At 55.3% G+C, this 13,845-nt stretch carries 10 protein-coding genes; 9 read left to right on the top strand and 1 reads right to left on the bottom strand.

Annotated features, from left to right (window positions below):
* Positions 1–146: 146 nt before the first annotated feature.
* Positions 147–1,967, bottom strand: coding sequence for an acyl-CoA dehydrogenase C-terminal domain-containing protein (locus tag FFI95_RS03165; RefSeq protein ID WP_144820939.1), 1,821 nt, complete (start codon positions 1,965–1,967; stop codon positions 147–149).
* 255 nt (positions 1,968–2,222) lie between these two features.
* Between FFI95_RS03165 and FFI95_RS03160 the strand changes: the two genes are divergently transcribed.
* The 9 genes from FFI95_RS03160 to atpB all read left to right on the top strand — a co-directional run bounded on the left by FFI95_RS03160 (position 2,223) and on the right by atpB (position 13,833).
* Complete coding sequence (locus tag FFI95_RS03160; protein ID WP_144820937.1) at positions 2,223–3,317, top strand: efflux RND transporter periplasmic adaptor subunit; 1,095 nt, start codon at positions 2,223–2,225, stop codon at positions 3,315–3,317.
* A 3-nt stretch (positions 3,318–3,320) separates the two neighbouring features.
* A complete protein-coding gene (locus FFI95_RS03155) occupies positions 3,321–6,431 on the top strand; it encodes an efflux RND transporter permease subunit (protein ID WP_144820936.1) in 3,111 nt (1,036 codons plus the stop codon).
* Between the two features lie 4 nt (positions 6,432–6,435).
* Positions 6,436–7,713: an MFS transporter gene (locus FFI95_RS03150; RefSeq protein WP_144820934.1), complete on the top strand. Its 1,278-nt coding sequence runs from the start codon at positions 6,436–6,438 to the stop codon at positions 7,711–7,713.
* A 358-nt stretch (positions 7,714–8,071) separates the two neighbouring features.
* Positions 8,072–9,958, top strand: a complete 1,887-nt coding sequence (mnmG, locus tag FFI95_RS03145) for a tRNA uridine-5-carboxymethylaminomethyl(34) synthesis enzyme MnmG (protein ID WP_144820932.1) — start codon at positions 8,072–8,074, stop codon at positions 9,956–9,958.
* A gap of 8 nt (positions 9,959–9,966) precedes the next feature.
* Positions 9,967–10,611 carry a 16S rRNA (guanine(527)-N(7))-methyltransferase RsmG gene (gene rsmG, locus FFI95_RS03140; protein WP_144820930.1) on the top strand — a complete coding sequence of 215 codons (645 nt, stop codon included), beginning with the start codon at positions 9,967–9,969 and terminating at the stop codon, positions 10,609–10,611.
* A gap of 21 nt (positions 10,612–10,632) precedes the next feature.
* Positions 10,633–11,427, top strand: coding sequence for a ParA family protein (locus FFI95_RS03135; RefSeq protein WP_144820928.1), 795 nt, complete (start codon positions 10,633–10,635; stop codon positions 11,425–11,427).
* Positions 11,428–11,490: 63 nt separating this feature from the next.
* Positions 11,491–12,366, top strand: a complete 876-nt coding sequence (locus FFI95_RS03130; RefSeq protein WP_144821437.1) for a ParB/RepB/Spo0J family partition protein — start codon at positions 11,491–11,493, stop codon at positions 12,364–12,366.
* Positions 12,367–12,570: 204 nt separating this feature from the next.
* Positions 12,571–12,963 (top strand): ATP synthase subunit I, encoded by a 393-nt coding sequence (locus FFI95_RS03125; protein ID WP_144821436.1) that lies wholly within the window; start codon positions 12,571–12,573, stop codon positions 12,961–12,963.
* Positions 12,964–12,978: 15 nt separating this feature from the next.
* A complete protein-coding gene (atpB, locus tag FFI95_RS03120) occupies positions 12,979–13,833 on the top strand; it encodes a F0F1 ATP synthase subunit A (RefSeq protein WP_144820926.1) in 855 nt (284 codons plus the stop codon).
* Positions 13,834–13,845: the final 12 nt, after the last annotated feature.

The raw sequence follows: 13,845 nt of genomic DNA, 5'->3' as shown, positions 1-13,845 counted from the left end.
CCGCCCTCAGAAAGATGGCAGGCTGAAAACCGTTTTCCGGGAGTTTGCAATAAAAAAAGAATGAGTATCTGTTGAGGTATGGCCGGGTCAGAAATTTTCAAGCCCTGTCAGTTCAGTACCCACCTGACAGGGCTCCTGGAGGGGGGTTAACCGGTAAACGCCATATCATCCGAATCTGTCTGCATCAGGCTACGGGTTGGGCTGAGCATGCTTGTGGCATGCGCCTGAGCCCTGGGTAGCAAGCGTTCATAGTAAAACTCTGCGGTTGCCAGTTTAGCCTTGTAGAAAGCCTCAGACTCGTCACCCCCCTTATCCAGACGATCTGCAGCCACGGCAGCCTGGCGAGCCCACATATAAGCCATGGTGACGTAACCACTGTACATCAGGAAATCGTAGGATGCTGAGCTGACCAGATCACGATCCTTTCGTGCGGCCAGCATGATCCGCATGGTAAGCAGGTTCCACTGAGCTGTCAGCTTCAGCAGCTCCAATGCAAACGGACGCAAACGGCCATTGGTCAGGTGTTTGCGGGCAAAGTTGGCGATCCGGGCGGTGAAGCCACGAACAGCGCCGCCTTTGGTTGTCAGCAAAACCTTACGGCCAAGCAGGTCCAGTGCCTGGATACCCGTGGTGCCTTCGTAGAGGGTAGCGATGCGGGTGTCCCGGGCAATCTGTTCCATACCATGCTCACGGATGTAACCATGCCCCCCGAAAACCTGCATGCCAAGATTTGCCGCCTCATTACCCAGTTCTGTAAGAAAGCCTTTCAGGATCGGGGTCAGAAAGCCCAGTTTGTCATCGTATTTCGCCGCTTTTTCCGTGTCTCCGGCAGTGTGACCTTCCACCATATGGTCAGCCAGACGCGCGGCGTCATAAAGCATGGCGCGGCCACCTTCGGCAATGGCTTTCTGTGTTAACAGCATACGACGCACGTCGGCATGGTGCATGAGACTGTCAGCAACATGGTCCGGGTCCTTTTTCCCCGACAGGGCCCGCATGGAGCGACGTTCTTTTGCGTATTCCAGTGCCCACTGGTACGACAACTCAGCCGGGCCGACACCCTGGATGGCTGTGCCTATGCGTGCTGTATTCATAAAGGTGAACATGCACTCCAGGCCTTCGTTTTCCGGTCCGATCAGATACCCCGTGGCCTCATCAAAGTTCAGCACGCAGGTTGCGGACGCGTTGATGCCCATTTTCTTTTCCAGGTTGCCACAGCTGACGCCGTTGCGCTCGCCGACACCGCCGTCTGCATCCGGCAGAAACTTGGGCACGATAAACAGGCTGATGCCCTTGGTGCCTTTGGGGGCATCGGGAAGGCGGGCCAGAACAATATGAACAATGTTTTCAGTCAGGTCGTGATCACCGGACGAGATAAAAATTTTTGTGCCGGTGACTTTGTAGCTGCCATCGCCCTGGGGCTCAGCTTTGGTTTTTACCTGGCCCAGGTCGGTACCGCATTGTGGCTCCGTCAGGCACATGGTGCCGGCCCAGCGACCCTCTGTCATGGCGGGCAGGTAGGTGTGTTTCTGGTTATCGGTACCATGCAGAAAAATGGTGTTCATAGCACCCATGGATAACCCGGGGTACATGGAAAACGACCAGTTGGCGGTACCCATCATTTCCTGTTTCAGGAGTCCCATCGAAGCGGGCAGGCCCTGGCCACCATATTCTTCGGGTGCGGAAAGCCCTTGCCAGCCTCCCATTATGTACTGGTTATAGGCTTCTTTATAACCTTTCGGAGTTAGCACCTGACCGTCTTTCAGGGTGCAGCCCTCTTCATCGCCTGACTGATACAATGGGCTCAGCTGTTCTTCACAGAAGCGAGCACACTCGGCAAGAATAGCGTCAACGATATCCGGCGTTGCGTTTTCCCCACTGGCCAGTGAGGTGTAGTGTTTCGGGTAATCAAACACATCGTTGAGCAGAAACTTCATATCACGTAAAGGTGCTTTGTAGACCGGCATAATCAATCCTCTGTAGCGGTTCTGGCATCCGGGTAGGGGGAGATGATCTGAAATTTAACGGTATTCCTTTCCAAGACCATTGACGGGGACTGCTTACAACCCTGTCAGAAAAGACAGTCGTACAGCTTTATGTGCGCCGGCTGTGGGTAAACCCTATGTAAAAGATATGCAAAAATCGTAATCAGGCGTTTCCAAAACCTGCAGGCACTTTATACTCATTCTGGTCGCTGCATTAAAAAGTGGTTGGGAAAATATATGTGGAAGCAATGGCTGATCGGCTTGCTGCTGGTCGTGTTAGCAGTGGGTGGCGCTTTGGCTTATCGCAGCCTGAGTGGGCCAGCACAGGAACTGGATACGCAAGAGAGGCCGGCCAGTGCAGTGAACGCTGTGAACCCGGAAACCGATACGGTGCGTGATCAGGTTGCTGTTGTGGGTAGCCTGCAGGCGTTGAATGCGGTTGAGCTGACCACGGAAGTTAATGGTCGCGTGGTGAACATCAATCTGCAGTCCGGGCGTCGGGTAGAGCAGGGCGATGTACTGGTGCAGCTGGATGACCGCCAGGCAGAGGCAGATCTGGGGATTATTGAATCGCAATTGGCAGACGCCCGAAGGCAATATGAGAGAACCCGGAGCCTGCGGGATAAAAATAACGTTTCCCAGTCACTTGTCGACGAACACCGGACAGCCGTTGAGGTTTTAGAGGCCCAGCGGGCTGCGGCCCGGGTCCGGCTGGAAAATCACCGTGTTTTAGCGCCGTTTGACGGTGTTCTGGGGCTCAATGACATCAGTGTTGGCGCCTACCTGACCGCGGGTACAGTTATAACAACACTGGATACAATCTCCCCTATGGAGCTCAACTTCTCCATCCCGGAGCGTTTCCTGGGTCAGATCGCGCCAGGTCAGAAGGTTCAGGGGCGCTCGCCTGCCTACCCCGGGCGGGTATTCAGCGGTGAGCTGGTTGAGCTGGGGAGTCGTATAAATACCCTCAACCGCTCATTACCTGTACGCGCCCTGATTGATAATGCAGAAGGCCGGCTTCGTCCCGAGCAGTTCATGTCGGTCAGCCTCACGTTGCGCGAACGGCAGGCGCTGGTTATTCCCGAACAGGCCGTGATGCTGCGTGGCGCGGAAAAATATGTGTTTGTTGCCGAAGATGGACTTGCACGGCGGGTGAGCGTAACCCTGGGCTCGCGAATGCCGGGATTGGTTGAAATTACCGGGGGCCTGACGGCAGATGACCGGGTCATTGTTACCGGTCAGGACCGGCTCAGCAGTGGTGAACGGATCCGGGTGATCGAAGATCGCAACGCGATTCCTGAAAACCGCTTCAGCAGTACAATGGAGTATTAAGCGGTGATCCTGTCTGATGTTTCCATCAAACGTCCGGTTTTTGCGACGGTTCTCAGCCTTCTGATTGTGGTATTCGGTCTCGCAGCCCTGTTGGGCTTGCCGGTGCGTGAGTACCCTGATATAGACCCACCGATTGTCTCCATTTCCACCAAGTATACGGGCGCTGCTGCGGAGGTTATGGATACCCAGGTCACCCAGGTCATTGAAGGAGCCATCAGTGGCATAGAGGGCATACGCTCCATTCAATCGTCTACCCGGCAGGGCAGTTCCTATACCAGCATTGAGTTCACCACCTCACGGGATGTGGATATTGCTGCCAACGATGTGCGTGATGCCATCTCCCGGGTGACCAACGAACTGCCGGATGAGGCGGATCCCCCGGTTGTGCGTAAAGCCGATTCAGACGCCCGGCCCATGATGTGGGTCACGCTGCGCAGTGACATCTGGGATTCCGCTCAGCTCAGCGATTATGCCGACCGTGTGCTTTCTGACCGGTTAGCCGTGGTGGATGGTGTCGCGGATGTGCGCATTGGCGGCGAGCGCCGCTACGCCATCCGGGTCTGGCTGGACCGTGAGCGTCTGGCAGCGCGAAACATCACGGTTGCGGAAGTGGAACAGGCTCTGCGGGCTAATAACGTAGAATTGCCAGCCGGGTCTGTGGATTCTTCAACCCGTAACTTTACGGTCAGGGCCGAGGGACGCCTGACAACCGTTGAGGAGTTCCGGGCGTTGGTTGTTCGCCGGGACGGTAACCAGTTGTTGCGTCTGGGCGAAGTTGCGGACGTACGCATGGGGGTGGAGTCCGACGTCGGGCGTTTACGCTCTAATGGGGATACATCCGTTGGCCTGGGAATCATCCGTCAGTCCAAGGCCAATACCGTTGCTGTATCCGATGCGGTGCGGGCAGAGCTGGAAGATATCCGGCAAACCCTGCCGCCGGAAATCACCGTCGCCGAAAGCTACGACGAATCCATTTTTATCCGTGCTTCTATTCGTGAAGTCATGATTACTCTGGCGATTGCCGTGTCGCTGGTAATATTGGTTATTTTTCTGTTTCTGCGCTCCTGGCGCGCCACCCTGATTCCCGCGGTGACCATTCCGGTTGCGGTTATCGGCGCTTTTATCGGGCTGGGCTTTCTCGGGTTTTCCATCAACGTACTGACTCTGCTGGCGGTTATTCTCGCGATCGGCCTGGTGGTGGATGACGCCATTGTGATGCTGGAAAATATCCAGCGCCGCGTTGATAAAGGCGAACCGCCGCTGCTGGCGGCTTACCGTGGTGCCCGTCAGGTCGCGTTTGCGGTGATTGCCACAACTCTGACCCTGGTTGCGGTCTTTGTACCTATCTCGTTCATGGGGGGGAACGTTGGCCGGCTGTTTGCGGAGTTTGGCTTTACACTGGCTGCTGCGGTTGTGGTGTCCAGTCTGGTCGCGCTTACTCTGGCCCCTATGCTGTGCTCCAAATGGTTGCGGCGCAGTCAGGAGGAGCCTTCGGAGAATCGCGGCTTTTGGGCGGTGAGCGAAAAAATACTGAACGGTCTGACCCACGGTTACGAGCGGCTTCTGGGGTTCTCTCTTAATCAGGCCGGTATCGTCCTGGGGCTTGGCCTGGTGGGGCTGGTTGTTGCTTTGGTGATTTACCCGGAGTTACCCCAGGAGCTTGCGCCGATTGAGGACAGGGGGGTGATCATTATGCCAACCAGTGTGCCTCGTGGGGCAACGGTCGAATACACCGATCACTACACAAAACAGGCTGAAGAAATCTTGCTTCCCTACCTGGACACGGGCATTGGCGAGCGTACACTGTCCATTGTCGGCTCCCGGGGCAGAGAGGACAGTGCGTTTATCATTATGGGCCTGACCCCCTGGGAAGACCGGGACGTTAAACAGCAGCAGGTGGCCAGTGAGCTGCGGGAGCGTTTCCGGGAAATCACCGGTATCCGGGTAATGGCCATCAACCCGCCCGGCCTGGGGCAGAGAGGCTTCAGTCAGCCGGTTGAGTTTGTTGTCGCAGGCCCGGATTACGAGTCTGTTCAGGACTGGAGTGAAGAGCTTCTGGAGCGGGCAAAAGAAAACCCCAACCTCCTGAGTCTGGAAACCGATTTTGAGCTTACTCAGCCGGAATTAAGTGTAGCAATTGACCGGGACCGGGCCGCCGATCTGGATATTACCATTCAGGATGTTGGCCTCACCCTGCAAACCATGCTGGCCTCCCGTAACGTCACCACCTATCTGGAACGTGGTCGCGAATACGATGTCATCATGCAGGCAGACGATGCCAGCCGAGCCACACCATCGGATCTGGAGCAGATATTTCTGCGTCCCCGGGAAGGCGGTAATCTGATTCCGTTACAAGCACTGGTCTCTGTCTCGGAGCAGGGTGCCAACCCCGACCTGCGCCGCATTGATCGCCTGCCTGCCGTTGTCATCAGTGGCTCTCTGGCGGAGGGTTACGATCTGGGATCCGCGCTGGATTACCTGAACACACTGGCCGTGGATACCTTACCGCCGGAGGCGCGGTTGAGTTACCAGGGTCTGAGCCGGGAGTTCCAGGATTCCTCTGCCGCTGTGTATGTCACCTTCGGACTGGCCTTTATTATTGTATTTCTGGTGCTGGCAGCCCAGTTTGAGAGCTGGATCCATCCGTTGATTATCATGTTGCCGGTTCCGCTGGCGGTAACCGGTGCCTTGTTAGCCTTGTGGTGGAGTGGCATCAGCCTGAACATATACAGCCAGATCGGGATTATCATGCTGCTGGGGCTGATGTCGAAAAACGGCATCCTGATTGTCGAATTCGCCAACCAGTTGCGCGATGAAGGTTACGCGGTGAAGGATGCAATCCTGGCAGGTGCATCCCTGCGCTTCCGGCCGGTATTGATGACCACCATATCCACGGTTTTTGGTGCCGTGCCTCTGGTTATTGCAACGGGCGCGGGCGCTGAAAGCCGTGCCGCTATTGGTGTCGTTATCCTTGGCGGTCTGATTTTTGCGACCACACTGACGCTGTTTATCATCCCGGTGCTTTATAACCTGCTGGCGGGTTTTGCAAAATCTGCTAATGCCGTTGAGCATGAACTGGAGCGCCAGGCGTCTTTACCACAGCATTCCGGATAGTTTCATGGCGATACACAGTCAGTTCCGTTTACTGGGGCAACGGCGTTTTTTGCCGTTTTACCTCACCCAGTTTTCCGGTGCATTCAATGACAACCTGTACAAAAACGCACTGCTGCTGTTGATTGCCTACCAGACCACCGGCCTGCTTGGGCTATCGGTGAATACGGTGGTCAATCTCGCGGCTTTCCTGTTCATTCTGCCGTTTTTCCTGTTTTCCGGCATGGCCGGGCAGGTCGCTGACCGGTATGAAAAAGCGGCAATCATCCGCAAAGTAAAACTGGCAGAGATAGGCATCATGACTCTGGCGGCACTGGCGCTCTGGAGTGGCTGGTATGAGGCTCTTCTGGTGCTGCTGTTTCTGATGGGTGTTCAGTCGACATTCTTCGGGCCCGTGAAGTATGCAATTCTGCCGCAGGTTCTGGCTGACGACGAACTGGTCGGGGGCAATGGCCTGGTCAGCATGGGCACCTTTGTAGCCATCCTGCTCGGCACCATAGCAGCAGGCTTGCTGATGGGGCTTGAAGCGGCGGCACCTATCATCGCAGTAAGCGTTCTTACCCTGTCCGTTCTGGGTTATCTTGCAGCCCGAAAGGTACCGGCGACGGGCGCCCCCGGGGCCGGCCAGGCGGTGCGTTTCCGACCGCTCCATGAAACCCGGCAACTGATACGCATTGCAGCCGAGCGTAAACCCGTACTTTGGGCAATCCTGGCCATTTCCTGGTTCTGGTTTCTGGGCGCCGCCTATCTGACCCAGTTTCCCAACTTTGCTCACAGCAATCTCAGGGGCGATGAAACGGTGGTTACCCTGTTGCTATCGATGTTCATTGTGGGGATTTCTGCAGGCTCCATGATGTGTGAGCGGATCACCCGGCACCGTATTACCCTGGCACCTGTGCCCTGGGGCGCAATAGGCCTGAGCCTGTTGGGTATCGATCTGTTTTTTGCCGTACCGGCCAGCCCGGAAGCAACCACCTGGTGGACCCTGCTATCGAATCCCGTCTATCTCCGGGTATTGCTCGATCTTGTGGGGATCGGAGTGTGCGGTGGCCTGTTCATTGTGCCCTTGTATGCGTTTATCCAGCATGAGACCCCGCAACACAAACGGGCACGGATCATTGCCGCGCTGAACGTCATCAATGCGTTGTTCATGGTGGCCAGTGCACTTGCGGGAATGGTTGTGCTCGGGGCTCTGGATACGGACATTCCCGGATTCTTCCTCCTGCTGTCACTGGTTAACGGGTTGGTGTTGATTGCTGTGTGGCGGATACGACGAAGAGTCTGATCAGGGTTGTGGATAAACAGTTGGATAAGCTGCGGACAGACACTGAATAAAAACCTTAAAAATTATGTAAAACAGTGGGTTATGGCAGAAAATCAGGCTTTTTAAGGACAGCAAAGTTGTGGATAACTTTTGAATTAAATGTGAGAAAAGCCGCCCAAGCCTATGAAAACCCGATGATTTCATTAACCCAAATGTGTAAAGCACACTGACACTATGGCTTTAATTTCAGAGCCCTGATACCCGCAGGCTGTTAATTGCACAGGAATCTGGTTAAAATTTGCACATTATGACTGCATTTTTTCAGGTTAGACGTTATACTCGCCGCCCTGTTTTATCCCCCCGATTTCCGAGGTGAACTGTGGATTTTCCAACCCGTTTCGATGTCATTGTTATAGGTGGCGGCCATGCCGGTACCGAAGCTGCGCTTGCTGCAGCCCGAATGGGGGCCCAGACGCTGCTGCTGACCCATAACATTGAAACCCTGGGCCAGATGTCCTGCAATCCGGCAATCGGCGGCATTGGCAAAAGCCATCTGGTAAAAGAAATTGATGCCTTGGGCGGCGCCATGGCACAGGCGACCGACCAGGCCGGTATTCAGTTCCGTGTACTTAACAGCCGCAAAGGTCCCGCCGTTCGTGGTACCCGTGCCCAGGCAGACCGGGTTCTGTACAAGGCGGCGATTCGCTATACCCTGGAGAATCAGGAAAACCTGACGCTGTTCCAGCAGGCCGCGGATGATCTGATTGTAGAAAACGAAGAGGTTACCGGCGTGGTCTCCCAGACCGGCATCCGCTTCCTGGGTAAAACCGTGGTTCTTACCACAGGTACTTTCCTTGGAGGTGTTATCCACATCGGCATGCAGCAACATTCCGGCGGTCGTGCCGGTGATGCGCCGGCTAACGCACTGGCGAAGCGTTTGCGGGAGCTACCCTTCAACGTCGGCCGACTGAAAACCGGTACGCCCCCACGTATTGATGCCCGCAGTGTGGATTTTTCAAAGATGCAGGAGCAGTGGGGCGATAACCCCGCACCGGTCATGTCATTTATCGGCAGCCGGAGCCAGCATCCCGAGCAAATCTGCTGCTATATAACCCGCACCACCGAGCAGACCCACGACATTATTCGCAGCGGCTTTGATCGTTCGCCTATGTTTGCGGGCAACATTGAAGGCACCGGGCCCCGCTATTGCCCGTCCATAGAGGATAAGGTCAGTCGCTTTGCCGGTAAGGACTCGCATCAGATTTTTGTTGAGCCGGAAGGGCTGAACACGCACGAGTTGTATCCGAATGGTATTTCCACCAGCCTGCCGTTTGATATCCAGCTGGCCGCCGTTCGCTCAATTCCGGGGTTCGAAAATGCCCATATTACCCGGCCGGGTTACGCCATTGAGTATGATTACCTGAACCCTCAGGATTTGCGCCATACTCTGGAAACCAAATTTATCCAGGGGCTTTACTTTGCAGGCCAGATCAACGGCACCACCGGGTATGAAGAGGCCGGTGCCCAGGGCCTGCTTGCCGGCGCTAATGCGGCCCTGCGTGCTCAGGGGAAAAGTGAATGGTACCCACGCCGCGATGAAGCCTATCTTGGCGTACTGGTGGATGATCTGATTACCATGGGCACCAGCGAGCCCTACCGTATGTTTACCAGCCGCGCTGAGTACCGGCTTATATTGCGGGAAGATAACGCTGACATCCGCCTTACCGAGACCGGCTATAAACTGGGCCTGGTAGATGAGGACCGCTGGCAGAAGTTCAGCACCAAGGTTGAGGGCATTGCGGCGGAACGCAAGCGCCTGGAATCTACCCGCATTCATCCCGGATCGGAAGCCGGTGAGCGTGCCAATCAGTTCCTCAAGCAGCCTATGAACCGGGACCATACCCTGGCAGAACTGCTGCGTCGGCCGGAAATCAGCTACCGCCATATTGCCGAAATCGGGGCTGCTCAGGCGGACGATCCGGTGGTAGCCGACCAGGCTGAGATTGAAATTAAATACGAAGGGTACATCTCGCGTCAGACCGAAGAAATAGAACGTCTGCGCCGGAATGAAAACACAGCCTTGCCCATAGATCTGGATTACGATGCGATTGGCGGGCTCTCCAATGAGGTAACGCAGAAGCTCAAGGAAGTCCGTCCGGAAACAGTCGCACAGGCATCACGGATTCAGGGGGTAACCCCCGCTGCGGTATCGCAGATTCTCGTGCACCTGAAAAAACGTGACCTTCTGCGAAAGCAGAGCGCCTGATACCTGCCATGACACAGACGCTTTGGCAGAACCAGCTCGGGGAAGGGCTGGCACGCATGCAGGTATCTCTCAGCGCCAGTCAGCAACAACAGCTGCTGGCGTTTCTGGCTCTGCTTAACAAGTGGAACCGGGCCTACAACCTCACCGCCGTGCGTAACGAAGAAGAGATGGTGTCCCGGCAGTTGCTTGACAGCCTGAGTATATTGCCGTGGGTAACAGCAGGGCATCTTCTGGACGTCGGGGCTGGCGGCGGACTGCCCGGAATACCTCTGGCTATTGCATTGCCGGATACGCGTTTCACACTGCTCGACAGTAACGGCAAGAAAACCCGCTTTCTGAATCAGTGTGTTCTGGAGCTTGGCCTCGAAAATGTGGACGTTATCCACGGCCGGGCAGAAGATTGTAAGCCGGAGCACGCGTACAGCCAGATCAGCAGCCGGGCGTTCACCGCGCTGGATAATCTGGTGGGCTGGTGTGCCGAGCTTCTGGCAGATGATGGCGAGTTCCTTGCTATGAAGGGCCAGTATCCGCATGATGAAGTGGCTGCCCTTCCTGACGGCTGGCAGGTATCATCCAGTCATTCTCTGAACGTACCCGGCGCTGCAGGTGAAAGACATCTGTTGATTGTCGCCCGGGCCAGGCATTCCCGGTAACCCGCAAACAGGAGGCGAGAAATGGCGCGCGTGATTGCAGTGACCAATCAAAAAGGCGGTGTGGGGAAAACCACCACCTGCGTCAACCTTGCTGCCTCACTGGTCGCGACCAAACGCCGGGTACTGCTGGTGGATATGGATCCCCAGGGCAACGCCACCATGGGCAGTGGGGTGGACAAAAATGATCTGGACCTTTCCGGTTACGATTTGCTGACCAAGCGAGCCTCTGCATCTGAAGTGATTATGCTGGCGGAAGCCTCCGGTTTTGATCTCATCCCCGCCAACGGGGATCTGACCGCCGCTGAAGTGGAGCTGATGAACGAAATCGGTCGCGAGTACCGGCTTCGGCTGGCTGTTAACAGCATTCGCGACCAGTACGACTATATCCTGATCGATTGCCCGCCTTCACTCAGTCTGTTAACAGTCAACGCGCTTTCGGCCGCGGATTCAGTGCTTATCCCCATGCAGTGTGAGTATTATGCGCTGGAAGGTCTGGCGGCACTGATGAATACCGTAGAGCAGATCAAGGAAACCGTGAATCCGAACCTTGAGATGGAAGGTATTCTCCGGACCATGTACGACCCCCGCAACAGCCTGACGCTGGATGTATCCGGCCAGCTTAACGAGTATTTTGGCGACAAAGTGTACCGGGCGGTTATCCCCAGAAACGTACGACTTGCGGAAGCGCCAAGCTACGGCATGCCCGCCCTGAAATATGACAAAGCGTCCAAGGGCGCCATTGCGTACCTTGCTCTGGCCGGAGAAATGGTGCGTCGCCACGGAGCAGGTAAGACATCGGATCAGGTTGCGGTGTAACATAGCAGCCCGTCTCTGATATAAAGTTCTCAACGACTCTCAACGGGAAAAATGACTGATACCATGGCGGCGAAGAAACGAGGATTGGGCGAGCGCGGGCTGGGAGCCTTACTGGCCGGCTCCAGGGTAAACCTGGATCAGGAGCTGAAAGATCATGATGGGGAGTTACGGCAGGTTCCCATTGATCTGATCCAGCGTGGCCGGTTTCAGCCCCGCCGGGACATGGATCCGGCCGCCTTGCAGGAGCTGGCCGACTCAATACGCCAGCAGGGCGTTATGCAGCCGGTTGTGGTCCGCCCGATTGCTGAAGGCCGTTATGAGCTGATTGCCGGCGAACGCCGCTGGCGCGCAACCCAGCTGGCAGAGCTGGACAGCATACCCGCCATCATACGCGATGTCCCCGACGAAGCCGCCATTGCCATGGCGCTTGTGGAAAACATCCAGCGGGAAAATCTTAACCCGATTGAAGAAGCATTCGCGCTTCAGCGGCTTCAGGAAGAGTTTGGTCTGACTCAGGCCCAGGTGGCCGAGGCTGTGGGCAAATCCCGGACCACCATCACCAATCTGCTGCGGTTGATCGGTCTGGCAGAAGATGTCCGCCTGATGCTTGAACATGGTGATCTGGAAATGGGGCATGGTCGTGCCATGCTGACCCTGTCGCCGGAGCAACAGATGCAGGTTGCCAAACAGGTGGTGGCTAAATCCCTGTCCGTGCGTCAGACCGAAGCGCTGGTACGCCGGGTGCAGCAGGACGCCGAGAAGACGCAACCGGAAAAGACAGAGGCAATTGACCCCAATATCCGGGCACTACAGGATGATCTGGCCGACCGGTTGGGTGCAAAAGTCTCTATTGCCCACGGCAAGCGTGGCAAGGGGAAGCTGGTGATCGAATACAGTTCACTGGATGAGCTGGATGGCATTCTTGGTCATATTCAGTAAGTAGATTCACTCACACTCACTAACGCTAAAAAACAATCATCACCAGATATCGTGACTGTGTCTCTGCCAACGCACAAATTGTATGAAAAATGCAGGTATCTTGTCTCACACTGATGAAACACCCGACCGTTTTCGTGCTGAGAACGGTTGAATACCGGAAGCTTAAACCATATAATTTCGCGCGGTTGGAATGACGGTGGTGATATGAAAGCTCGACAGTCCCGAATCACCCATGTTCCGCTGGCGCGTTGGCTGATTATTGAATTTATAAGTCTAGGTATCATCAGCCTGATTTGGTTATTGCACAGTGTATTGGCCGGTTATTCCGCTTTTATTGGCGGTCTTATTTTTATAGTGCCAAATGCCTGGTTTGTGCACCGGGTCTATCGCTATCAGGGGGCGCGCAGTGCCCATCTTATGGTGGCGAGTATGTTTCGGGCCGAATCGATCAAGATTGCCCTTACCGCAGTTTTTTTTGCGGCCGTTTTCACTTTAATAGAGCCGGTACATGTGCCGGCTCTGTTATTCACTTTTGCTGTGATGGTCCTGGCAGGCGGCGTAATTCGCTGGCTGGTAAGGCCGCAACCATGGCGATGACTGGATGAGAGCAGAATGGCTGATACCCCAGTAGAGTATATAAAACACCACCTCCAGAATCTGACGTATGGCAAGCTTGAAGCCGGCTATGAGCGCTTCGACGGCAGTGTTATGAGCGAGACCGGCTGGACGTTCGCGCGCTCTGCACAAGAAGCGGCCGACATGGGTTTCATGGCGGTGCACGTCGATACACTAGGCTGGTCCATTGCGATGGGCGTCCTGTTTCTGGGCCTGTTCCGTTTTGTAGCCAAGCGGGTAACCACCGGCGTTCCCGGCGGCCTGCAGAACATGGTAGAAATCTCTTTCGAATTTATTGAAAGTATTGTTCGTGACGGCTTTCACGCCCGCAACCCGATCATTGCCCCGCTATCCCTGACCCTGTTTGTCTGGATTTTGTTGATGAGTGCCCTCGACCTGGTACCGGTCGACTTTATCCCGACGCTCGCCCAGGCCATGGGTCTGGAGTACTTCAAGATTGTTCCAAGTGTTGACCCCAATGCGACCTTTGGTATTTCCATCGGTGTGTTTGCACTGACCATTTTCTACAGTCTGAAAGTTAAAGGTGCGTTTGGTTTCGCCAAAGAACTGGGCATGAACCCTTTCAATCACTGGGCGCTGATCCCGGTGAACCTGGTGCTGGAAATTCTGGTACAGATCGTGCGCCCTTTCAGTCTCGCACTGCGTCTGTTTGGTAACATTTATGCCAGTGAGGTTGTCTTTATCCTGATCGCGCTGCTGCCACTGTGGGCCCAGTGGACGCTGAGTGTGCCCTGGGCTATTTTCCACCTTTTGATTATCCCGTTGCAGGCTTTCATATTTACCATGCTGACAATTGTTTACCTGGCACAGGCACACGAAGAACAGCACTAAATTACGTTTTAC

Source organism: Marinobacter piscis, assembly GCF_007671655.1.
Classification (GTDB): domain Bacteria; phylum Pseudomonadota; class Gammaproteobacteria; order Pseudomonadales; family Oleiphilaceae; genus Marinobacter; species Marinobacter piscensis.
Note: the sequence above shows the minus strand (reverse complement) of the source record. Positions and strands in the feature narration are given on the sequence as shown.